This window comes from Flavobacterium aeripolare (assembly GCF_013294025.1).
In the GTDB taxonomy this organism is placed as follows: Bacteria; Bacteroidota; Bacteroidia; order Flavobacteriales; family Flavobacteriaceae; genus Flavobacterium.
Window position 1 is genome coordinate 1 of record NZ_JABSNL010000014.1, and the last position, 23,675, is coordinate 23,675.

19 protein-coding genes and 1 tRNA gene are annotated in these 23,675 nt (G+C 34.7%); 12 read left to right on the forward strand and 8 right to left on the reverse strand.

Going from position 1 to position 23,675, the window contains the following annotated elements:
- Window positions 1-87: 87 nt before the first annotated feature.
- A tRNA-Phe gene (locus HNQ00_RS14505) sits at window positions 88-160 on the reverse strand.
- A gap of 99 nt (window positions 161-259) precedes the next feature.
- On the opposite strand from HNQ00_RS14505, the gene HNQ00_RS14510 reads away from it, so the two are divergent.
- The 6 genes from HNQ00_RS14510 (at window position 260) to HNQ00_RS14535 (ending at window position 6,498) form a co-directional block, all read left to right on the forward strand.
- The gene (locus tag HNQ00_RS14510; RefSeq protein WP_173839226.1) at window positions 260-994 is read left to right on the forward strand and encodes a type III pantothenate kinase; all 735 of its coding nucleotides are present in this window, start codon (window positions 260-262) and stop codon (window positions 992-994) included.
- Window positions 987-2,222 (forward strand): hypothetical protein, encoded by a 1,236-nt coding sequence (locus tag HNQ00_RS14515; RefSeq protein WP_173839227.1) that lies wholly within the window; start codon window positions 987-989, stop codon window positions 2,220-2,222. The genes HNQ00_RS14510 and HNQ00_RS14515 overlap by 8 nt, the downstream gene beginning before the upstream one ends.
- 44 nt (window positions 2,223-2,266) lie before the next feature.
- Window positions 2,267-2,824, forward strand: coding sequence for an LPS export ABC transporter periplasmic protein LptC (lptC, locus tag HNQ00_RS14520; protein ID WP_173839228.1), 558 nt, complete (start codon window positions 2,267-2,269; stop codon window positions 2,822-2,824).
- Window positions 2,825-2,835: 11 nt separating this feature from the next.
- A complete protein-coding gene (locus tag HNQ00_RS14525) occupies window positions 2,836-3,030 on the forward strand; it encodes a hypothetical protein (RefSeq protein WP_173839229.1) in 195 nt (64 codons plus the stop codon).
- A 3-nt stretch (window positions 3,031-3,033) separates the two neighbouring features.
- Window positions 3,034-4,293 (forward strand): hemolysin family protein, encoded by a 1,260-nt coding sequence (locus HNQ00_RS14530; RefSeq protein WP_173839230.1) that lies wholly within the window; start codon window positions 3,034-3,036, stop codon window positions 4,291-4,293.
- A gap of 108 nt (window positions 4,294-4,401) precedes the next feature.
- Window positions 4,402-6,498, forward strand: a complete 2,097-nt coding sequence (locus tag HNQ00_RS14535) for a peptidylprolyl isomerase (protein WP_173839231.1) — start codon at window positions 4,402-4,404, stop codon at window positions 6,496-6,498.
- Between the two features lie 91 nt (window positions 6,499-6,589).
- Here the strand turns inward: HNQ00_RS14535 and HNQ00_RS14540 are convergent, their stop codons facing one another.
- Window positions 6,590-7,501: a GYDIA family GHMP kinase gene (locus HNQ00_RS14540; protein WP_173839232.1), complete on the reverse strand. Its 912-nt coding sequence runs from the start codon at window positions 7,499-7,501 to the stop codon at window positions 6,590-6,592.
- A gap of 86 nt (window positions 7,502-7,587) precedes the next feature.
- Window positions 7,588-8,904 carry a hydroxymethylglutaryl-CoA reductase, degradative gene (locus HNQ00_RS14545; RefSeq protein ID WP_173839233.1) on the reverse strand — a complete coding sequence of 439 codons (1,317 nt, stop codon included), beginning with the start codon at window positions 8,902-8,904 and terminating at the stop codon, window positions 7,588-7,590.
- A 181-nt stretch (window positions 8,905-9,085) separates the two neighbouring features.
- Between HNQ00_RS14545 and HNQ00_RS14550 the strand changes: the two genes are divergently transcribed.
- From HNQ00_RS14550 to HNQ00_RS14570, 5 genes are read left to right on the forward strand one after another with little or no spacing between them, the layout of a single operon-like run.
- Window positions 9,086-11,254, forward strand: coding sequence for a S9 family peptidase (locus tag HNQ00_RS14550; RefSeq protein WP_173839234.1), 2,169 nt, complete (start codon window positions 9,086-9,088; stop codon window positions 11,252-11,254).
- A gap of 7 nt (window positions 11,255-11,261) precedes the next feature.
- Window positions 11,262-12,776, forward strand: coding sequence for a peptide MFS transporter (locus HNQ00_RS14555; RefSeq protein ID WP_173839235.1), 1,515 nt, complete (start codon window positions 11,262-11,264; stop codon window positions 12,774-12,776).
- A gap of 22 nt (window positions 12,777-12,798) precedes the next feature.
- Window positions 12,799-14,310, forward strand: coding sequence for a peptide MFS transporter (locus HNQ00_RS14560; RefSeq protein ID WP_173839236.1), 1,512 nt, complete (start codon window positions 12,799-12,801; stop codon window positions 14,308-14,310).
- Window positions 14,311-14,343: 33 nt separating this feature from the next.
- Window positions 14,344-15,888 carry a peptide MFS transporter gene (locus tag HNQ00_RS14565; protein WP_173839237.1) on the forward strand — a complete coding sequence of 515 codons (1,545 nt, stop codon included), beginning with the start codon at window positions 14,344-14,346 and terminating at the stop codon, window positions 15,886-15,888.
- A gap of 35 nt (window positions 15,889-15,923) precedes the next feature.
- A complete protein-coding gene (locus tag HNQ00_RS14570; protein WP_173839238.1) occupies window positions 15,924-16,391 on the forward strand; it encodes a thioredoxin family protein in 468 nt (155 codons plus the stop codon).
- A gap of 41 nt (window positions 16,392-16,432) precedes the next feature.
- On the opposite strand, the gene HNQ00_RS14575 is transcribed toward HNQ00_RS14570, so the two are convergent.
- The 5 genes from HNQ00_RS14575 to surE form a co-directional block, all read right to left on the reverse strand.
- Complete coding sequence (locus tag HNQ00_RS14575) at window positions 16,433-18,463, reverse strand: ComEC/Rec2 family competence protein (protein ID WP_173839239.1); 2,031 nt, start codon at window positions 18,461-18,463, stop codon at window positions 16,433-16,435.
- A gap of 38 nt (window positions 18,464-18,501) precedes the next feature.
- Entirely contained in the window at window positions 18,502-18,999 is a 498-nt protein-coding gene (locus HNQ00_RS14580) for a C40 family peptidase (protein WP_173839240.1), read from the reverse strand.
- Window positions 19,000-19,003: 4 nt separating this feature from the next.
- Window positions 19,004-20,116, reverse strand: a complete 1,113-nt coding sequence (lpxB, locus tag HNQ00_RS14585; protein ID WP_173839241.1) for a lipid-A-disaccharide synthase — start codon at window positions 20,114-20,116, stop codon at window positions 19,004-19,006.
- A gap of 73 nt (window positions 20,117-20,189) precedes the next feature.
- On the reverse strand, window positions 20,190-20,462 hold the full coding sequence (locus HNQ00_RS14590) for a hypothetical protein (protein ID WP_173839242.1): 273 nt from the start codon (window positions 20,460-20,462) through the stop codon (window positions 20,190-20,192).
- Entirely contained in the window at window positions 20,455-21,234 is a 780-nt protein-coding gene (surE, locus tag HNQ00_RS14595) for a 5'/3'-nucleotidase SurE (RefSeq protein WP_173839243.1), read from the reverse strand. The genes HNQ00_RS14590 and surE overlap by 8 nt, the downstream gene beginning before the upstream one ends.
- A gap of 209 nt (window positions 21,235-21,443) precedes the next feature.
- On the opposite strand from surE, the gene HNQ00_RS14600 reads away from it, so the two are divergent.
- On the forward strand, window positions 21,444-23,666 hold the full coding sequence (locus tag HNQ00_RS14600; protein ID WP_173839244.1) for a carboxy terminal-processing peptidase: 2,223 nt from the start codon (window positions 21,444-21,446) through the stop codon (window positions 23,664-23,666).
- Window positions 23,667-23,675: the final 9 nt, after the last annotated feature.

Genomic DNA, 23,675 nt, shown 5'->3' on the forward strand with positions numbered 1-23,675 from the left:
GTTCCGATGCTTCGGAAGAACCAGTGAGTTATGCTTTTCAATTTTTGTATAAAACAAAAAACCCAAACATTGCTGTTTGGGTTTTAGTGGTACCTCCAGGGATCGAACCAGGGACACATGGATTTTCAGTCCATTGCTCTACCATCTGAGCTAAGGTACCGTGCTTATTGCGAGGGCAAATATAGTATGTTTTTTTGTTTGTGCAATACATTTTAAAAAAAAAATCTATTCGTACCTTTGCCAAAACATTTATACCGTTATGATATTAACAATTGACGTGGGCAATACTAGAATCAAAGGAGCTGTATTTGAGGGAGATAAGCTGCTAGAGAAATTCACATTCGATAAAGAAAATTTTAATGAAAATATTTTAAAAATTATCGAATACTTTCCGTCGGTGAGTGATATCGTTGTTGCAACAGTGGCTGATATCGATTTTAATGCACTTTCAGATTTGGCTCCAAACGTTGCTATACACTATATAGATCATGAAACGGTGTTTCCTTTCGATAATAAATATGCCACGCCTAAGACTTTGGGTATTGATCGAATGGTTTTAGCTGCTGGAGCGACTCTACAGTTTCCTGGAATGAATAAGTTAATAATTGATGCTGGAACTTGTGTTACCTATGATTTTGTAGATGCGGAAGATAATTATCTTGGTGGTGCTATTTCGCCAGGTTTGAGATTGCGATATGAGTCGCTTCATAACTTTACTTCTAAGCTGCCTTTGTTGCAATTATCGATGCCCGAAAAGTTCATTGGGGATCAAACTATTGCTGCCATACATTCTGGTGTTGTTAATGGATTGGTCTATGAAATAAATGGTTTTATAGATGAATATGAAGCATTGGGCAAAAAAATTATAATAATTTTAACGGGTGGTGATGCAGATTTTTTGGCTAAACGATTAAAAAATACCATATTTGCCAATTCAAATTTTCTTTTAGAGAGTTTGAAGCAAACATTTCAATATAAAATCAAAAATGATTAAAAAAATTCTTATCAGCAGTTTTTTGCTTTTGTCACTGGCTACCTTTGCTCAGCAGGGTTCCGCATCGCCTTATTCATTTTATGGTATTGGAGAAGTTAGGTTCAAAGGAACGGTCGAAAATCGTGCTATGGCTGGAATTGGTCTTGAAAAAGACAGCATTCATATAAACTTAGAAAATCCAGCAAGCTTCGCGGGATTAAAGTTGACTACATTTACAGTAGGAGGGACAAATAGTTCGAATACTTTAAAAAATAGTACGACAAGTGAAAGTGCTAATAGAACGACAATTGATTACCTAGCTGTAGGTTTGCCGTTAGGTAAATTCGGGCTTGGTTTTGGTTTGATTCCGTATTCTTCTGTAGGATATAGAATTAGCAGCGCATCAAGTGAGCTTGCTGGTGTAAATACAGAGTATAGTGGTTCAGGAGGTTTGAATAAAGCATTTGTTGGTTTAGGATATACTGTAACTAAAGGGTTGAGTATAGGTGCTGATGTTAATTATAATTTTGGTCGTATTGAAGCCAGAAGTGTTGCAGCAATTAACGATGTTCCTTACGGTACCACTGAGTTGAATAGAGCCGATTTATCTGGTGTTAATTTTAACATTGGAGCTATGTACGAACATAAAATTGGTAAGAAATTAAATGCTTACGGAAGTTTATATTATTCGTTAGAGAATAGTTTAACGTCAACAAATATTAGAAGCGTCTCTACATTTTTTGCTACTTCAGGTATTGATACCTTTGACTTGCAAGAAAGTTCTAAGAAATTATCTTATCCTAGTAAAATCACTATGAGTGCTGGAGTAGGGGAAGCAAGAAGATGGTTAGTGGGAGCAAAACTAGCATACCAAAAAAATCCTGGAGAAGCTAATGAGTACAATAGTGCTCCTAATGTGGGTTATGGACGTTATGCTAACGCGAGTATAGGGGGGTATTTTATTCCTAATTATAATTCATTTACTAGCTACTTTAAGCGTATCGTTTATCGCGGAGGTATTCGATTTGAAAAAACGGGATTAGTTGTTAACGCAGAGTCAATTGACGATAAAGCGATTACATTAGGTATGGGATTGCCACTTCCAGGAACTTATTCTAATCTTAATTTAGGTTTAGAGCTAGGACAAAGAGGAAGTACTAAAGGTGGACTAGTTCAACAAGATTACATTAATATAAGTGTAGGGTTTTCATTTAATGATAAATGGTTCCAAAAAAGAAAATTCGATTAATATTAATACCTTACATTTGCAGACCTCTTAGTCGATAATGATAGATGATAGTATTTATAAAATATAGAATAAAACAACTAGTCACAGCTCTTGCTGTGACTCTGTTTTTTGGGTGTGAAAGTAATTTCAAGGAAGTTCAGAAAATTAACTTTACAGAATTTACTCCGGGTGGTGATGCTGATAATGTAAACTTAAAATACACAGATTCAGGCCTTATAAAGGTGATTTTGATCAGTCCTAAAATGCTAGATTATACTAGTGTGTCCTTTTCCTTTACCGAATTTCCAAAAGGTATTGATGTTACTTTTTATGACGATAAAGCTCAAAAAACGCATGTAACCTCTAATTATGCGGTGTCTTACAAGCAAACAGGAATAATAGATTTGCAAGGAAAAGTACGCATTAGTACACAGAAAGGGCAGTTGCTAGAAACGGAGCAACTTTACTACGATCAAAAAAATGAGTGGTTTTTCACCGAAAAAAGATTTAAATTTACAGATACTAAAGGGGTTTCTAATGGTCAAGGTATTGATTTTAGCAGAGACTTTAAAGTGGTAAAATCGCAGAAAATTACTGGTGAATTTGAATCATCAGAAAAATAAAATAGAACATTATGAGTTACATGAAATACACACCGTATTTATATTTGATATTTTCACTCTACTTTTTTTATGATGGTATCGAAAAATGGAATGACCCAGATGCAACACCTAAATTGTCATTATTAATAGGAGCTGCGGCCTTGTTTATGTTCTTTTTCAGGATGCATTTTGCCAAGAAGATGGCCAATCGTAAAAACAACCCCTAATTTATGGAAACTAGTATTATTATACTATGCTTGATCCTAAGTGCGTTCTTTTCGGGTATGGAAATAGCCTTTATTTCCTCAAATAGGATTTATCTCGAAATAGAAAAGAAGCAAGATAATTTTCTTTCACGTATACTAACAAAGCTTACTGAAAAACCGTCTAAATTTATAGCTGCAATGCTTATTGGTAACAATATTGCATTAGTTGTTTACGGTTTTTTTATGGGTGAAATGCTAATGGACTGGATCGAGTCTTTGCCATTTCATTTTTCTAGTTTGTCTAATTTATTGATACAAACCGCACTTTCTACCCTGCTTGTTTTGATGACAGCAGAATTCTTGCCTAAGGTTTTTTTTCAGATTTATGCCAATACCTTAATTAAGGTTTTTGCTATCCCTGCTTATGTTTTTTACCAGCTTTTTTACTTTATTTCGACTTTCTTTATTTGGGTTTCTGATTTTGTCTTGAAAAAATTCTTCAAGACTGATGGGGATCAGGTGCAATTGTTCTTTAGCAAAGGAGAGCTTGGTGATTATATTAACGAACAAATGAGCACGGTAGAAGATCACGATGAGGTAGATTCAGAAATTCAAATGTTTCAGAATGCATTGGACTTTCATAGCGTAAAAGCGAGAGATATCATGAGTCCTCGTACAGAGATTGTAGCAATGGATTTGTTTGATTCTATTGAGGATTTAAAAGCGTTATTTATAGAGACGGGTTACTCTAAGATTTTAATTTACCAAAATTCATTTGATGATATTCTGGGTTACGTGCACTCTTTTGACCTATTTAAGAAGCCCAAAACAATTAAATCGATAATCATTCCGGTTGAATTTGTTCCTGAAACAATATTCATTAAAGACGTAATGAGCTTATTGACTAAGAAACGCAAGAGTGTTGCTGTTGTATTAGATGAATATGGCGGGACGTCAGGAATTATAACAATTGAAGATATTGTCGAAGAATTATTTGGTGAGATCGAAGACGAACACGATTCAGAAGAAGAGCTTATAGAAAGTCAGCTGGAGGAAGGTGTTTACTTATTTTCTGCTCGTTTTGATGTGGAGTATTTAAATCAAAATTATAAATTGACCATACCCGAGAGTGATTCATATGGTACTTTAGGAGGTTTTATTGTCGATTTTACAAATGAAATTCCGCAGGTAGGTGAGGAAATTACTATAGGAAACTATCATTTTGAGATCCAAGAGGCAACAAACAAGAAAATTGAATTGGTAAAATTAACAGTAAAAGAGTGATTTATTTCGTAAAAAGGTTTTTTTTGTAAAATAAAACGTTACTAGTATTATTATTAATTAGATAATTGTATTTTCGCAAACTGAATATAAAAAATAACAACAATAAAAATGGCAGTTTTATCAAAAATTAGACAACGTTCCGCTTTAATGATTGCAGTTATTGCATTAGGTTTATTCGCATTTATTATCGGCGATTTATTCAAAAGCGGTAGTTTCAACAGCACATCTAAAGACGTAGGAAGTATCAATGGAAACGGAATTTCGTTTGAAGATTTCAGACTTAAAGTAAGCAACGTTGAAAAAAGTGGGGAAGGTATTTCTTCTACTGCTGCGGCAAATAGAGTTTGGGATCAAGAAGTTTCAGTAGCTTTATTAACTGCAGAGTTTGATAAACTAGGTTTAAGAGTTGGTGAAAAACATATTCTAGACGTATTAAAAGCAGATCAAAGTATTGGTCAAAACCCAATGTTCTTAAACGGTGCTGGAGTTTTTGATTTAAATAAATTTAAAGATTACTTTAAAGCTAATCCTGCGCAAGCACAATTTTTAAAGGATAGAGAAAAAGATGCTGAGCTTAATGCAAAGTTTCAAATCTACAATACCATGATTAAAGCAGCTGTTTACACTACTAAAAGTGAAGGTAAACTGCAGTATGAAATGGAGTCAAACAAAGTTAGTTTTGCTTACGTTTCTGGATTATATTCAACGGTAAAAGATAGTGATGTTAAGATCTCTGATAGTGAAATCGCTGATTACATCAAGAAAAACAATAAAAAATTCAAAGCAGATGAGTCTCGCGAAATCGAGTATGTATTAATCGAAGACAAGCCATCTACTGAAGATGTTGCCGAAGTAAAAGCTAAGATTACTTCGTTATTGTCTGGTTCTGTGGTTTACAATCAAAGTACCAATAAAAACGATACATTATCTGGATTTAGATCTGCTAAGAACATCGCTGAATTTGTAAATTCAAATTCTGATGTTGCTTACGACTCTACTTATATTGCTAAAAAAGATTTACCAGCAGTTGATGCTGATAAGTTATTTAACTTAGCTCCAGGTGAAGTTTACGGTCCGTATATGTTTGGAAAATACTACTGTATTTCTAAATCAATGGGTAAAAAGAATGGTGTAAATGCAAAAGCAAGCCACATTTTGATTAGCTATGAAGGAACGCAAGTGCCAAATCAAAAAGCAAAAAGAACAAAAGAAGAGGCTAAGGAAAAAGCAGAAGAGATTTTAGCTCAAGTAACGGCTAATCCAGATAGTTTTTTAATGCTAGCTTACAGCACATCTGACGATTCATCTGCACAACAAGGTGGAGATTTGGGTTACTTTGGACAAAACCAAATGGTAAAACCATTTAATGATTTCGTTTTCAATAACGGAATTGGAAAAGTTGGTTTAGTAGAAACTCCTTTTGGATTTCATATTATCAAAATCACTGACAAGCAAGACGGAATTCGTTTAGCAACTGTTGCTCAAAAAGTAGAAGCTTCTGAAGCTACTTCTGATAAAATCTTTACTCAAGCAACTAAATTCGAAATGGAGTCTGCAGATAAAGACTTTACTAAGGTTGCAAAAGACATGGGATTAAAAATTGCTGCTCCAGTTACAATTAGTGCAATGCAAGAAAACTTTGGTCCATTAGGTAATCAAAGAACTATTGTAAGATGGGCATTTGAAGATGATTCAAAAGTAGGAACGGTTAAACGTTTTGAAGTTGCAAATGTTGGTCACGTTATCGCACGTGTGAAAGCAATTGATAACTCAGGATTAGTTTCGGTTACACAAGCGAGACCATACGTTGAGTCTATCCTTAAAAACAAGAAAAAAGCTGAAATTATCAAAGCTAAAATGTCAGGAAGTTCACTTGAAGCAGTCGCTAAGCAAGTGGGTTCGACTGTGCAACAAGCTACAGATGTTACTTTAAGCAATCCTTTATTAGCAGGAGTAGGTCAAGAAGCGCAAGTAGTAGGTACTGCTTTCACTCTTGCAGCAAACAAAATGTCTAGCACTATTGAAGGTAATATGGGAGTTTATGTTGTAAAAAACACGAGTACTGTTAAAGCGCCAGCTTTAAAAGAATTTACGCCATACGTTGCTGCTTTAAAAGCACAAGCTGCAGCTAATGTTAATAGAGTTTTACCTGCATTAAAAGACAATGCTGATATTAAAGACAATAGAAAACAATTTAATTACTAATATTAAAAAAGGTGATTATTTAATTCATAAAAAAAACTCGATACTTAGTATCGAGTTTTTTTATGCTTTGTAAGTACTAAAATAGTATGGTTTATAAGATCATTTCATTATAAGTCAAAAAGGTATTATATCCTTTTGAAGCAAAATATTCTTGTGGGTTTTGATTTGCTACCACCATTACAAAATCGCCTCCCCATGCACCTAGGCTTTTTATTTGTCCTGGAAAATCGCTAAACAATTCTTCTTGAATAGTGGCTGTTTCTAGCAATTGACTCATGATGCGCTCGTGCGTATGCATTACTGCTGCAAATTGTGTGCTATTGCTTGCTGTAAGGGCTGCCGCGGTTAAATTGTTTACAGCTTCTACATCAGTGGAGAACATTTTATTCTTGTTTTCTCTGTATTTAGTAATTGCTGTTTTGCTATTCTGTTTTTGATTTAGGTAAACAAAATAAATGCAGTTAGTGAAATTAGGTTCAAAGGGTACTTGCTCTACTATAGCTTTGCCTTTACTTAATTGGTACGTTATAGGGGTGTTGTTTTGCGCACAAGCGATATCGTATCCGCTGCCACCAAAACTATTGTGTAGTAGTTCAAACGCATCTATGTTCAACCATTGCGCTATGTTGTTAATTAATGTAGAAGAGGTGCCTAAACCCCAATCTCTTGGGAATGTTAAGGAAGTATTGATCTTGTATCCTGTTTCTTGTTGTAAAAACGAAGGATTGACTAGGTATGCTTGATGTAATATTTTTAGTAAAGTACTTTTAACGGTGGTGTCATTTGAGGTACTACTAATAATATCTGAGAAGGAAACAGTATCTTCAAACCAAATGCTTTCATCCTTATCGTAGCTCGTCCAAGCAATCGTTTTTTCCTGATGTTGTTCTACGGTTAGGAGCTGACCAAATTTGGTGGGCAATGCAAATGCTTTTGCACCATCAAGAACAAGGTATTCTCCAGTTATTAAAAGTTTCCCGTTACTATAAAAGGTCTTTGTCATTATGTGTGTTTTTAGCCGTGATAGCAGCGGCATCCCATCCTTTTTTAAGGATGGATACAGCGAATAGCGCGATTAGCTTCTAAAAATTATTTCCTTAAGTTTTCTATAAATTCAACAACAGCACTGTGTGTAACGGGATTGTTTTTAAAATGCCTGCTTGTAGCTAGTCGTTCCACATCGTTAGTGTTGAATTGGTTTAGAATATTATTTAAGTGCATTTTCATGTGTCCTTCTTGAATTCCTGTAGTTGTTAGTGAGCGTAGTGCTGCAAAATTTTGGGCCAATCCTGCTACTGCAACTACTTCCATCAATTCTCTAGCAGAGGGTTTTTCTAACATTTCTAAAGATAATTTTACTAGTGGGTGTAGTGAAGTTAATCCACCTACGGTTCCTAAGGCTAAAGGTACTTCTAGCCAAAAACTGAAAATTCCGTCCGCTACCTTAGCGTGTGACAAACTAGAATACTGTCCTGATTTTGCTGCGTAGGCGTGAATTCCAGCCTCTACAGCTCTAAAATCGTTTCCTGTGGCTAGTACGACAGCATCAATCCCGTTCATGATTCCTTTGTTATGGGTCACGGCTCTAAAAGGTTCTACTTCGGCAATTTGGACTGCTTGTACAAATCGGCGTGCAAAATCTTCGGGATTTTCAATATGTTTTTCTTTTAGATCTGCTACTGGGCAAGAAACTTCGGCTCTTACAATACAGTTAGGAACGTAATTAGATAAAATGCTCATGACCACTTGGATGTCTTTTTCTTCCTCAGAAAACAGACTGTAGCTATGTGCTTCTTCTTTTAATGTCTTTGCAAATTGTTCTAAGCAAGAGTTGATGAAATTAGCTCCCATGCTGTCTTTTGTCTCGAATGTAGCGTGGAGTTGGAAATAATTTTCTAATAAGTTAGTCTTATCATTTAAGCGAATGTCTAAAATTCCGCCACCTCTTTTTTGCATGTTTTTTGTCATGCTTTCCGTAGCTGTAAAAAGTTTAGCTTTAATCTGTGCAAAGAATAGTTCAAGTTTTGAAGTGTCCCCTTTATAGATAAAATGTACTTGGCCTATTTTTTCGGTGTCGATAACTGTAGCTTTAAAACCACCTCTTTCAGACCAGAATTTGGCTGATTTTGATGCTGCAGCTACTACTGAGCTTTCTTCAATTGCCATAGGGATGGTGCTAAATTTTCCGTTTATTAGAAAATTAGGAGCTACTCCTAGTGGGATATAGAAATTTGTTATTGTGTTTTCGATGAATTCATCATGTAATTTTTGTAGTTTTTCGTCAGAATTCCAATAGTTTTTTAGCAATTCAATTGCGTCCTTTGGTGACGAAAAATATTCTTTGGCAATCCAATTTATCTTTTGTTCTTTGGATAATTTTGAAAATCCAGCAATAGGGTTATTCATTTTCAATAGATTATAAGGTAGTATGTTGCAAAGATACTGATTTACGGCTTTTCTATTCGAATAAAATTGCCCTATCAATAATGCGGAAATAATATTGTTTTGAATATTTAACACGCCAAAGGTGAAATAATTGTAAAATTTTCACTAAAATTGAACTCTTTTTTACATATAAATCAATAGTATGAAATCTCAGTATTTTTCGGTCTTATTTTTATTTTTGTGTTTGACTGCTCTAGGGCAACAAAAAATCACAGTTGAAAAAATTTATTCAGGTAGTTTTCGTACCCAAGGTATGGACGAACTTCAATCTCTTAAAAACTCCAATCAATATACTGTGTTGAATCAAAGCCGAACTGGCGGTCAGCAGATAGATTTATATGATTTTGCTACGCTTAAAAAGGTTAATACACTTTTTAATTCAAAAGATTTTAGCGCAGTTACAGGAATGGTATCTAGTTACACATTTGACGCCACTGAAAAGATGATGTTAATCGCAGCAAATGCTAATCAAATTTTTCGTCATTCTTTCACGGCAGATTACTACTTATATAACATCAGCGATAAGAAAGTAACCAAGTTGTTTGATTTTCAAGTACAAGAGCCTACTTTTTCTCCTGATGGCAAAATGATCGCTTATGCAAAAGATAATAATTTATTTATTTACACTATTGCCACACAAACTATACAACAAATCACAACTGACGGAAAGAAAAATGCAATTATAAACGGAATTACTGATTGGGTTTATGAAGAAGAATTTGCATTTGTGAAAGCATTTGATTGGAGTGCTGATAGTAAAAAAGTGGCTTACATCCGCTTTGATGAAAGCGCTGTTCCTGAGTTTTCGATGTCCATGTTTAATACAGGTTTATATCCTACAGTAGAAACATTCAAATACCCTAAAGCAGGAGAAAAAAATGCTGAAGTTTCGTTACATATTTATGATGTCGCTGCCACTGCAACGAAGAAAGTGAATTTAGATAAATATACTGATTTTTACATTGCTCGTATGCAATGGACTAATGATGCTAATGTTTTGTCAGCACAGGTTTTAAATCGCCATCAGGACAATCTTGATTTAGTGTTTATTGATGGTAATTCGGCTGCAGCCAAAGTAGTTTTAAACGAGAAAGACAAGGCGTATGTTGATGTTACAGATAATTTAACTTTTTTAAAAGACAATAGTTTTATCTGGACTAGTGAGAAAGATGGTTTCAATCATATTTACTTATATGACAAAAACGGAAAATTAAAAAACCAAGTGACTAAAGGAAATTGGGAAGTGACTTCGTATTATGGTTATGATGAAAAATCAGCTACTGTTTTTTACCAATCTACAGAGAATGGTTCTATCAACAGGTCAGTTTATAGCATCGCTTTGTCAGGTAAGAATAAAAGAGTATTGTCTAATGAAGTAGGAACAAATGCGGCTACTTTTAGCCCTAACTTTCAATATTATATTAATACCTTTTCTAGCGCAAGCCAGCCTACTCGCTATACTTTGAACGAGGCTAAGTCTGGAAAACAATTGCAAGTTATTGAAGATAACAAAGCCCTAGCCGCTAGTTTAGAGTCTTACAATTTGCCGTCTAAAGAATTTTTTGTTTTAAAAACAGCAAAAGGAAATGAATTGAACGCTTGGATGATCAAGCCTAAAGATTTTGACCCTAATAAAAAATATCCAGTTTTTATGTATCAGTATTCTGGTCCAGGATCGCAGCAAGTTGCTAACCAATGGAACAGCTCAAATGATTATTGGTTCATGATGCTTGCGCAACAAGGATATATCGTTGCTTGTGTAGATGGTAGAGGTACTGGTTTTAAAGGTGCCGATTTCAAAAAAGTTACACAGTTAGAATTAGGTAAATACGAAGTAGAAGATCAAATTGATGCTGCTAAAGTTATAGGTGATTATTCTTATGTAGACAAAGCAAGAATTGGAATTTTTGGTTGGTCGTTTGGTGGTTTTATGGCTTCAAACTGTTTGTTTAAAGGGAACGATACGTTCAAAATGGCGATTGCTGTCGCGCCAGTAACAAACTGGAGATTTTATGATAGTGTGTATACAGAACGTTACATGCACACACCACAGGAAAATGCTAGCGGTTATGATGATAACTCTCCTATTAATTACGTAAAAGGATTAAAAGGGAAGTTTCTATTAATTCATGGTAGCGGTGATGACAATGTTCACGTACAAAACTCGATGGAGATGATGGAAGCGTTGATTCAAGCTAACAAGCAATTTGATTCCCAAATCTATCCTGATAAAAATCACGGTATCTATGGTGGGATGACTAGAATCCAGCTGTATAATAAAATGAGTAATTTTATTACATCAAACCTTTAATCTAGTCATGAATACTAATAATCAGTCTTTAGAAGCGATTCAAAACTTCAAAGGAAAATACCCAAAACAGCTGTGGTATTTGTTTTTTAGCGAGATGTGGGAGCGTTTTTGTTTCTACGGAATGCGAGGCATGCTAGTTATTTTTATGGTGTCAGAGTTGGCTATGAATGACCGTGTTGCTAATTTACAATATGGAGCAACTCAAGCCTTTGTTTACGCTTTTACATTTATAGGTGGATTATTTGCCGATAAAATTTTAGGGTATCGAAAGTCACTATTTTGGGGAGGATTACTAATGATTGTTGGAAGCATGATTTTAGCTTTCGATCCAAAACAGTTTTTCTTCTTTGGAATTAGTTTTACTATTATAGGAACCGGTTTTTTTAAACCAAATATCTCTACAATGGTAGGGAAATTATATCAAGACGACGATCACAGGCGTGATGCTGGATTTTCACTATTTTATGCCGGAGTGAATTTAGGTGCATTGATTGGTGGTTATTTATGTATCGCTGTTGCAAATGGATCGATGCTTACTTCAATTGTACTTCCAAATTTAAGGTGGAATGTAGCCTTTGGTTTTGCAGCTTTTGTAATGCTTATAAGTTTGGTCACATTTACACAGACTCAAAAAAGTTTAGGAACGATAGGTCTTTCTCCGTTAGCATTAGAAACAAAATCAAGAAGAAGAACATTAGAGATTGTTACTTATGTGGGGTCGCTAGTGATTATTCCAATTATCATGACGATGGTTTCTAATACTGATTATACTGATATTTTCATGTTTATCATAGGGCCAGCTTCGTTGCTTTATTTGTTTTACGAAATGCGAAATTTCTCAGTTGCAGAGAATAAAAAGTTGTTAGCAGCGATTGTCTTTATCGTTTTTTCAATTTTCTTCTGGGCATTTTTCGAACAAAGTGGGGGTTCGCTAAGTTTGTTTGCTGCTCATAATTTAAATAATACGGTTCTAGGCATTCCATTAGATCCAAATGGAGTAAATAATTCAGCCAATTCATTTTTTGTAATTATTTTCGCAGCTGTAGTAGGATTGGTTTGGATGTGGATGCATAAAAGAAAAATCGAACCTAACACCGTGGTAAAATTTGGTTTAGGATTTTTATTCCTTGCTGGCGGATTCTATATTTTTTATTATACTAAATTCTTTGCAGACGCTACGGGCAAAACTTCTTTAGATTTGTTTACATTTGGGTGGTTTATAATTACATTTGGAGAATTATGCCTATCACCAATAGGAATGTCGGTGATGACAAAGCTATCTCCACACAAGACGCAAGCCGTAATGATGGGAATGTGGTTTCTAGCAAGTGCTTACGGGCAATACTTTGCAGGACTGCTTGGTGCTAATATAGCCGAAGCATCAGAAAACGCATCAAATTTAGAAAAACTAACAGTTTACGCTGACGGATATAAAGATTTAGCACTCTATGCATTGATTGCTGGACTAATCTTAATTGCAATTTCGCCCTTGGTGAAAAAATTAATGCAAGAAGTTAAATAGAATACAAACTAAAAAACAAATTATGTCAAACACTACAACGCAAGATCATCAATCGACCTTATTTGGTCATCCTATAGGATTATACATCTTGTTCTTTACCGAAATGTGGGAACGCTTTTCTTATTACGGAATGCGAGCTTTGTTAGTGTTGTATATGACAGTTGAAACGGTAGGTGACGCTAGAGGTCCAGGTCTAGGGTGGACAAGTCAAGAAGCATTAGCTTTGTACGGTTGGTATACGATGTTAGTTTATGTAATGTCTATTCCAGGAGGGATGATCGCTGATAAGTTGTTAGGACAAAAGAAGGCAGTGTTGTTAGGAGCTGTTATATTATGTATTGGGCACGGAGTTTTAGTGTTTACAGAAACATGGGCTTTTTATACAGGACTTGCGCTAGTGATTCTAGGAGTTGGGTTGTTGAAACCTAATATTTCTACTATGGTAGGGGGATTATACGCTCAGGGTGATATTCGTAGAGATAAAGGGTTTAGTATTTTTTACATTGGTATCAATACAGGGTCTTTGTTAGCGACCTTAGTTATTGGTTTTGTAGTAGCACAATGGGGTTGGCATGCTGGTTTTGGACTTGCTGGAATCGCGATGGTATTAGGATTAATAGTGTATATATGGGGTCAAAAATATTTGACGCACGTAGGGAATTTAGAGATTCAAGATAAAAAAGAGGTTGATGAGAGTTCGTATGGAGCACTTTTTCAAAACTTATTGAGTTCAAAAAAACAATTAACGGTAACTATAGCATTGGCGGTTGTGTCTCTTATTGGATGGTATAATTTAGGATGGGGATTTGGATTACTATTCATTTTCTTGACAGTAATTGCTGCTTTGATGATGATGATTTATAAAGAATTAGATTCGCAACAAGATAAAGACCGTTTTTTAGTTTTGCTATTATCGTTTATAATGGTAATTATTTTCTGGGGAGCTTATGAGCAAGCTGGAGGATTAATGAATTTATATGCTGACTCAAAAACAGACAGAATGTTATTAGGGATGCAAGTTCCTACCGTAATGTTTCAAAGTTTAAACGCTGGATTTATCATTATTTTTGCTGCAATTGTGGCTTCATATTGGGCTAAAAGAAAACTAAAAGGAAAAGAAGCCTCTTCTATTTTCAAAATGGCGATAGGGATTATCATAATGGGGTTTGGTTTCTTATTTATGGTTTTTGCTACTATGGAATTTGATAAAGTAGGTTCGTCAAGTATGTTATGGTTAGTGATGGCTTACTTGTTTCACACCATTGGGGAGTTATGTATATCACCTGTTGCGCTTTCGTTTATTACTAAGTTGTCACCGGTAAAATATGCTTCATTGATGATGGGTGTTTATTTTGCTGCAACTGGATTAGGGAATAAAGTAGCTGGAATTATAGGGGAATCTGCGAGTGAACTAGGAGAATACGCTGTTTTTATGGGTATTTTAATTTTCACAATTGTTATAGGCGCTTTGTTTTTAATGTTGCTTAAACCGCTTAATCGTTTAACTCACGGCGCTGAGGATAACGAGAAATAATTAATAAATTAGATTACAATTAAATATATTTATATGAGTCAAGATACTTCTTCTGATCAATTTTTTAAAGATTCTGTTTTAGGACATCCAGCAGGATTGTTTGTATTGTTTTTTACAGAAATGTGGGAGCGTTTTTCTTACTATGGAATGCGTGCTTTATTAGTATTGTTTTTAACCTCTTCAATTGCCAAAGGTGGTTGGGCTTGGAGTGTTCAAGATGCTTTAGGATTATATGGAACGTATACGATGTCTGTTTATTTTACTCCTGTAATAGGTGGTTTTCTAGCCGATAAATATTTAGGCTACCGTTGGGCTGTAATTTTAGGTGCTTTAGCAATGACCTTGGGTCACGCTGCGATGGCATTTGAAACGCCGTTCATGTTGTATGTAGGTATTGGTTGTTTGATTGTGGGGAATGGTTTGTTTAAACCAAACATGACTTCAATTATTTCAAATGCTTACGAGAAACATCCTGAGAAAAAAGATGGTGCTTACTCTTTATACTACATGGGAGTAAACGCTGGAGCATTTTTAGGAATTATGCTTTGTGGGTACATTGGAGAAAAAATATCTTGGAGCTGGGGATTTGGTCTAGCAGGAATTTTTATGTTCTTCGGGATGTTGCAATTTTATTTTACTCAAAACATTTTTGGTACTATTGGGTTGAAACCTTCAGAAGCTTCTAAGAAAGAATCATTAGATAAAGCAGCTTTAGAAAAAGTGCCCGCGCATATTGTGCGTGACCGTATTATTGCGGTATTAATTTTCTCTGTATTTACGGTTTTCTTCTGGGCGGCATTTGAGCAAGCTGGAGGATCTATGACTATTTTTGCTGAGAAATTTACACAGAGAGAGTTATTTGGTAGTAGTGCTTCAATGTTTAAAATAGCCGATACTTTACTAACCATCGTACCTTTATTGATCATCACTTATGTATTGATTAAATTGTTTTCTAAAACGTTTAAAAAGTATTCTATTGGTAATTTAATTTTATCTGTTAGTTTTATTATCATTTGGGCAATTGTTTTATGGAAAGTAGGTAGAGAGTATGCAGCCGTGGGTACAGAAGTTCCTGCAACATGGTTTGGAATATTGAACTCTTTATTCATTGTTGTTTTTGCACCAGTGTTTTCAAAGTGGTGGGAGAGTAGATACAATTTATCTGGGCCAATGAAATTTGGATTAGGTCTTACATTACTAGGAGCAGGTTTCGGTTTCTTAGCCTATGGAAGTATGGGTATTGATGCTGATTCTGTAGTGCGTGTTAGTATGTTCTGGTTAATTGCAGCGTACTTGTTCCATACATTAGGGGAGTTGTGTATTTCTCCAGTAGGCTTGTCTTATGTGAGTAAATTAGTGCCAGCAAAATGGATTGGTATCATGTTTGGTGTGTATTATTTATTTATTGGTATGGGGAATAAAATTGCAGGTTTAATGGGTGGAATGATCGAAACGATTACTACGCAATATAGTTTGTCAACGTTTTTTCTTATATTTACGCTTGTGCCAATGGGAGCCGGACTTTTAATGGTCCTTTTATCACCATTGATGAAAAAATTAATGCACGGAGTAAAATAAGAACTCCACTTTTTAAAATCTTCAAATTACAAATTATGAAAAAGGTTATTCTGTTGTTTTTATTGGTGTTTAGCACTCAATTTGTTCAAGCTCAAGATTTAGTTTGGCATACAAATGTGAAGGAAGCTATTAAAATTAGTGAGAAACAGAAAAAACCGCTTTTATTGTTTTTTACAGGAAGTGACTGGTGTGGCTGGTGCATTCGATTACAAAAAGAAGTTTTGAAAACTCCTGAATTTGAAAAATGGGCAAAAGATAATGTTGTCTTGGTAGAATTAGATTTTCCACGTAGAACACCACAGGCATTAGAATTAAAACAACAAAATAGTGAGTTACAACAAGCTTTTGCGATCAAAGGTTTCCCTACTATTCATTTTGCTAAAGCAGCTACAAAAGACGGTAAAGTAAATTTTGAAGGATTAGGAAGTAGCGGTTATCTAGCTGGCGGTCCTGCTGTATGGTTAGCTAATGCAGATGAAATTATTAAAAAGAAGAAATCGTAATGTACCTTTTTACTTAAAATATAATAGCGCTCCTTGTGCTATTATTCGATACTATAAAATCCCTTTTCTGCTGTTGCATGAAAAGGGATTTTCATTTTTATACAGCTCGTTGTCCATTGTTGTTGGTATGATTTGTAATTAGATGCGTCGGCAATAATAATTTGTGGTTTCAGCGACTCAAGTACGCGGTCTAAATTAATTTGTGGTGATTGGATTAGAACAATAACGTCTGGCTTACTATTACTAGGATACACAGCAGTAGAATCGATTACTAAAATCTTCTTTCCCTTGAAAAAGACTGTATTGGGAATACCTTGAGATTTTGTAATCTTAGAGAAATTTGCAACCGCATAACTATTCAGTATTTGGCTATTCTTGTTTAAGATACTATCTGTTCCATAGGCTGTGATCTGGTTGCCGCTTCTTGCGGTCATCATGCTTTTTCTGTTAGTATTAAGTACAATATATTCTTTGTGAGAAGCTATTTTCCATTTATTGTGCAGTACGGCTACTTGTAAAAGCAAAATACTACTCAATGCTATAAGTGCTTTTTTATATGTTTGCTTCTCCAGATAGAGTCCTATGGTTATAATTATCAGGTAGCACAAGCTCATTAAAAGTAAATTTAAAGCGATATTTTTTAAGATGAAATGTTCTACTGATGCAATCGTACTAATGATCTTATTCAAGCATAAAATAAGCCATTCTAGTGGTTTTATAAGCAAAACTGACACAGTAGTAAATGCTGCAGTTGTAAAAACGGTGATACCAATAATCATTACAACGGTTAGTAATGGAATCACGAGTAGATTTGTTATAAAAAATAAACCGGGAAATTGATGAAAGTAATAAATAGATAAGGGAATGGTACCTAATTGAGCTGCAAATGTCACCGTGAGTACATCCCAAAAATAGTGTAGCATTTTATTTTTTGGATTCCAAAATTTAGCAAAAATAGGCTGTAGCCAAAGGATGAAAAATACTGCTAAGTAACTTAGTTGAAAACCTACGTCAAATAGAAACCTAGCTTGGAACAATAAAATAACAAACATGGAAAGTAACAACGTTTGATAGATTCCGTTCTTTCTTCGAATATAAATACCTACTGCTATAAATGAAAACATTGTAACAGACCGTACTACTGATGGGCGTAAGCCAGCTAGCAATGCAAAAAAGACAAGTAGTGCTATTGTGATGCAAAGCTTAAGAAATCTAATTTTTCTTGTGTTAGGAAAGGGCTTTAAAATAAAATTAATGAACGCAAGTAATAATCCCACATGGAGACCAGAAACAGATAAAATATGTATCGCACCAGCATATTGATATTCTTGTAGGGTTTCCTGTGAAAGCTCCTGTTTTTGTCCCATGATTAAAGCTATTGCGATATTTAATTGTTCTTGATTAAAACCGCTAAGCTTCAAATTAGTAATAATCCTAGCTCGTAGCCTGGCAATATAATAATGAATGGTAGTTTTTTTATTTTTCGAAAGTAAAACAACACCGCCTTTACTATAAACTTGCGCGTAGATATGTTGCTTTTTAAGGTAGTTGCTGTAGTCAAATTGGTCAGGATTTTTTGCCGGTTTGTAGGGCAATAATTTTTGGTCCATTTTTAAAATAGTTCCTGTTGCTAAACTATCAAGATTGGCGGTGGGGGAAAAATTTACAATGACTTTTCCAGAAGCCCTTTTACCGCCAATTTCTACTATCGAGGCTTCGTATCGCTGTGCGTATTGTGTGGTTTTTAGTTTGTCTTGCAGCGCTAATACTATTGGTTGTGGGGTGTTAAAGACCTTATTAAAATTTAAATAGTGGTCTTTTTTTAAAGTATCGTCTTGTACTATTGTAGCAGCTATACCTAATATAAATGCAGTGCTATATAATAAGCTCGAAAAACAAATTTTATAATAGTTGTGCTCTCTGTAAAAGAGATGAATAATTAGTAGAAGGACTAAAATTATGAGCGCTAATCCAAATATGGATACCGCAGTAAAGTTAAAGAATTGTGTAGAAGCGATCCCTAATAGTAGGGCAATAGTTATTTGAGTAAGTGGAAAATTAAGTACTTTCATTTTTCTAAAGTACAGAATTTTAGTAACATAGCCTACTTTTAGTAGATTACTCTGTTTAATTGAGCAAAGGCTTTTTTGTAATAGGGCTCCTTAGTTGAAGATAGTATTACACCCTTAGATGTTGATGTATGAATAAAAAGTAACTCCTCCTTGAGTACTTCAGTGACGATGCCAACATGGTTTATTTGCGACCGATTATTTGTCTTAAAAAATATTAAGTCGCCTTTTTGTGCCTTTGAAATATCTTTTCCTAAGTCAATACCTGTTTTAGATTGTTGAATCGATGTGCGAGGTAGTTTAATATTGTAATTTCCGTATAAGGTAAAAACTAATCCTGAGCAGTCATACCCGGCTCTGGTTGTACCAGCAGTTTTGTATTTGATACCTATATTTTCTTCAGCTTCTTCAATAATATTTTCTGCTATTTTATTGCTTGTCCTTTCGCTTTTATTTGCAGCAGCGGTGACAATTTTAGAAGAGGATTTACAGGAGTTCAATACAACTAGTATAACGAGGCAGTAGAGTAGGTTTTTCAAACTTTTATTTTTTTAATTCTGATATGATTAGGGATGCTGTTTTTTCACTAGCACCTACGCCACCTAGCTTTTGCTCTAAAATGGTGTACTTAGAAAGTAGCTTTTGTCTATAAGAACGGTCTAAGATTTTTCCCAACTCTTTTTTAATGTTCTTGTAATTAAAATTTTCTTGAATCAGCTCTGTTACCACTTCCTCATCCATGACTAAATTAACCAGCGAGATATATTTGAGTGTGATGATTCGCTTTGCAATTTGGTACGACAACCAGCTCCCTTTGTAGCATACTACTTCTGGTACTTTAAATAGCGCAGTTTCAAGTGTTGCAGTTCCTGAAGTGACTAGAGCAGCAGTAGCGATGTTTAATAAGTCATACGTTTTATTAGAGATGAATTTAATATTCTTGTTGGTAATAAAAGTAGCGTAAAACTCATAATCTTGACTTGGCGCACCAGCGATGACAAATTGATATTCTGGAAAATCATTTACCACGCTCAACATGCCAGATAGCATACTAGAAATTTCTTGTTTGCGACTTCCAGGCAATAGCGCAATAATGGGTTTTTGATCTAGGCCGTGTTGCTGTTTAAAACTAGCTTCATCGATTTTTTCTCTACTCTGGATAGCATCAATTAAAGGGTGGCCTACATAATCTACATGGTACTTATACTTTTCATAAAAAGGTTTTACAAAAGGAAGTACGACATACATGTGGTCGACTGTTTTTTTAATTGTTTCAACTCTTCCAGGTCTTGAAGCCCACACTTGCGGACTTATGTAATAGAAAGTTTTAAATCCTGCAGGTTTTGCCCACTTTGCAATACGCAAATTGAAGCCCGAATTGTCTATAAATATTAAGGCATCTGGACTGAATGCTGCAATGTCTTTTTTACAGGTATCGATAAACTTTAATACTGAAGATAAGTTTTTGATAATTTCGGCAAAGCCCATAAAAGCGCGTTCCTTATAATGGGACACTAATGTTGCTCCTGCTTGTTGCATTAGATCACCACCCCAACACCTAATTTCGGCTTGGGCATCTTTTAATAAAATTTGTTTTATTAAATTAGAACCGTGTAAATCTCCAGATGCTTCTCCAGCTATAATGTAATATTTCATTTAAAAAATATTTAATAGTAAAATTAAGTTCCAAATAAGTTGCTTTCGAAAGCAAAAAATCTTCAATGTATGTTTATAAAAAGACGGTGATTAAAGTCAGGATAATTAGTGCCAGAACAACACCTCTAGCGATCATATCTTTGTTGAATTTTAATAACGCGGCAAAAATGATTAAATTGGGTATTGATCCCAAAGTAATTAGTTTTCCTAATGATCCTTGCGAATTCATTATTTCGATACCGGCTATAAAAGTATAATCAGTGAGGAGGGTGATAAATAGAAAACTTCCCACTAGAGTTCCTGCGAATCCTATTACTAAACCATAAAACAATTCTAACTTATTCATTCCATTTCCAAGTGTTAAGTTCTTGAATACTGTGGTGAGCAGTTAGGTCAAATTGTACAGGAACTACAGAGATGTAGTCGTTTGCTAATGCCCATTCGTCTGTATCTTGTCCTTTATCTTGATTGATAAATTCTCCTGCTAGCCAATAGTAATCTTTGCCTTGTGGTGTTACTCGCTTATCAAATTTTTCGGCCCAAATAGCTTTCGCTTGACGACAAATTTTGATACCTTTAATAGCCTCTTTTTTCAATTTTGGAAAATTCACATTCAATACCACATCCTTAGGCATGCCGTTTTCTAAAGCTTCTAGAGTTATTTTTTGGATAAATGGCTTGATAGTTTCAAAGTCGGCGTTCCAGTCATAATCTAATAAAGAGAACCCAATTGCGGGAACACCTTCGATCCCAGCTTCTACCGCTGCACTCATCGTACCGCTATAAATGACATTAATAGAAGAATTTGATCCATGGTTTACTCCAGAGACACAAAGGTCTGGTTTTTTCTTTAAGATTTCGTTTACCGCTAGTTTAACGCAGTCTACGGGCGTGCCAGAACAACTGTATTCAGTTACCGCAGCACCTTCTGTAGAAATTTTGTTTAAATACAATGTACTATTTATAGTGATAGCATGTCCCATGGCACTTTGAGGTTTATCTGGAGCTACTACCAGCACATCTCCTATTTTTGACATAACATCAATTAAGGCACGTATTCCAGGAGCTGTAATTCCATCATCGTTAGTCACTAATATTAAAGGTCTGCTCTTAGACATATTTTTTTTATTTAAATTTAAGTTGTAAATTCAGCAATAGTACAAAAAATAGTGTGCCAGCTGCGGAATTACAAACAAAGGAAACAAAATTTATTTACTTCAACCGTAAAAGGTAAAACAAAAAATCAATTTTATATCTTTAACAAAAATTTATAGGCGCTTCGCGGTAGCTGGCATAGTTTTTACCGTAACTTAGTTTAAAAAATTGGATGAATACAATTATTATCTTTATGAAAAGAAATTATAAAATACTCCTTACAATTGTCCTCTTATCTGTGACGTTGTTTGCATTTAAAATTAAATCAGGAAACGAACCAGATCCAGATAAGGACAAATTATTATTAGAATTATTGACGTTTGTAATAGAGAAGGGGCATTATAGTCCTGCTGCTATTGATGATAATTTTTCTAAAGGAATTTATAAAGATTATGTACAAGCATTAGATCCTTCTAAACGTTTTTTCATGCAGTCTGATATTGATGATTTTGCTAAATACGAGTTACTTTTAGATAATGAGATTATTGATAAAGACTTAACATTTTTTGATTTAACGTACAGTCGTTTAATGAAAAGAATGGAAGAAAGTAAAGCAATCTATACAGATGTCTTGAAAGCACCATTCAATTATAAGGAGGACGAATCTTTCGATACTGATTATGAGAAGGCACCGTATGCAAAAAATAATAAAGAGTTGAAAGAAAGATGGCGCAAGCAAATTAAATTATCGACCCTTTCTACTTTAACAGATCGTATAAAAGTGCAAGATGATAATGCTAAGAAATTAGCGGCAGCTACAAATAAAGATAGTATTGCAAAAATAATAGATAAGGCAAAACCTTATGAGGAATTAGAAAAGGAGACTCGTGAGAGTGCGAAGAAATCGCTAGATGAGTATTTTGGATTCATGAATGATTTAGATAGAGAAGATTGGTTCTCTGTTTACATTAACTCAATTACTGCTCGATTTGATCCGCATACAAATTATTTTGCTCCTGAAGAAAAGGAACGTTTTGATGTAAGTATCAGCGGGAAACTAGAAGGTATTGGCGCGCGTTTACAAAAGAAAAATGACTACACAGAAATTTCAGATTTAATATCGGGAGGTCCAGCTTGGAGAGGAAAAGAGCTTGAGTCAGGTGATGTTGTTATGAAAGTAGCGCAAGGAAATGAAAAGCCGGTAGATATCGTGGGTATGCGTCTTGATGATGTCGTTAAAAAAATTAAAGGACCAAAAGGTTCGGAAGTAAGATTGACCGTTAAAAAAGTCGATGGTACGATAAAAGTGATTTCGATTATTAGAGATATCGTAGAGATTGAAGAGACCTATGCTAAATCTAGTATCGTTATGAAAAATGGTATGAAGTACGGTGTCATTTACCTACCTAAATTCTATATTGATTTTGAGAATAGAGATGGTAGAGACGCGGGTAAAGATATTGCATTAGAAGTTGAAAGATTCAAAGCTGCAAATGTAGACGGAATTGTTCTAGATGTAAGAGATGATGGAGGTGGATCATTATCTACTGTAGTGGATATTGCAGGCTTATTTATTGAGCAAGGACCTATCGTTCAGATTAAATCTGCTGGCAGAAAAAAAGAAGTGTTGTATGACAAAGACCCAAAAATTGAATGGGACAAGCCATTAGTAATTGTGGTTAATAGTTTCTCGGCATCAGCTTCAGAAATTTTAGCGGCAGCGATTCAAGATTATAAAAGAGGTGTTATCATAGGAAGCAAACAAACGTATGGTAAAGGAACAGTACAAAATGTTATTGACCTTAATCAATTTATGAGAAGCAGTAGTGTGGGTGATTTAGGAGCATTGAAAACTACCACTCAAAAATTTTATAGAATTAATGGTGGATCAACGCAGCTTGAAGGTGTGAGTAGTGATGTGGTAATGCCAGACAGATATGCTTACTTAAAAATGGGTGAACGTGATGTAGATAATGCTATGCCATGGGACAAAATTGATGCTGCTGCCTATAAAATATGGGAGAAATCAGGTAATTTTGACACCGCTATTTCCAATAGTAAGCAGCGTGTAGCAGCTAATCCTCAATTTCAATTGATGGAGGAAAGTGCTAAATGGGTTGATAGCCGTAGTAAAGACAATACGTACAGTTTAAATATCGATAAATTTAAAGCTGCTCAAAATGACATTGAAGAGAAAGCTAAGAAATACCGTCCTTTATCTGATTACAAAAACGATTTAATATTTACCTCGCTTCCATATGAGGTGACTGAGATGAAAAGTGATGTGAGCTTAAAGGAAAAACGTGAGAGATGGCATGAAAGTTTGTCTAAAGATATTTATATCGAAGAAGCTTTAAATGTGTTAGATGATCTTCAAGATGGTAGTAATCCTAAAAGAACTGTGACGAAAATAAAAAATGATAAACTAAAAAGTGATAAATTAGCAAAATCATAGTAGTCGATC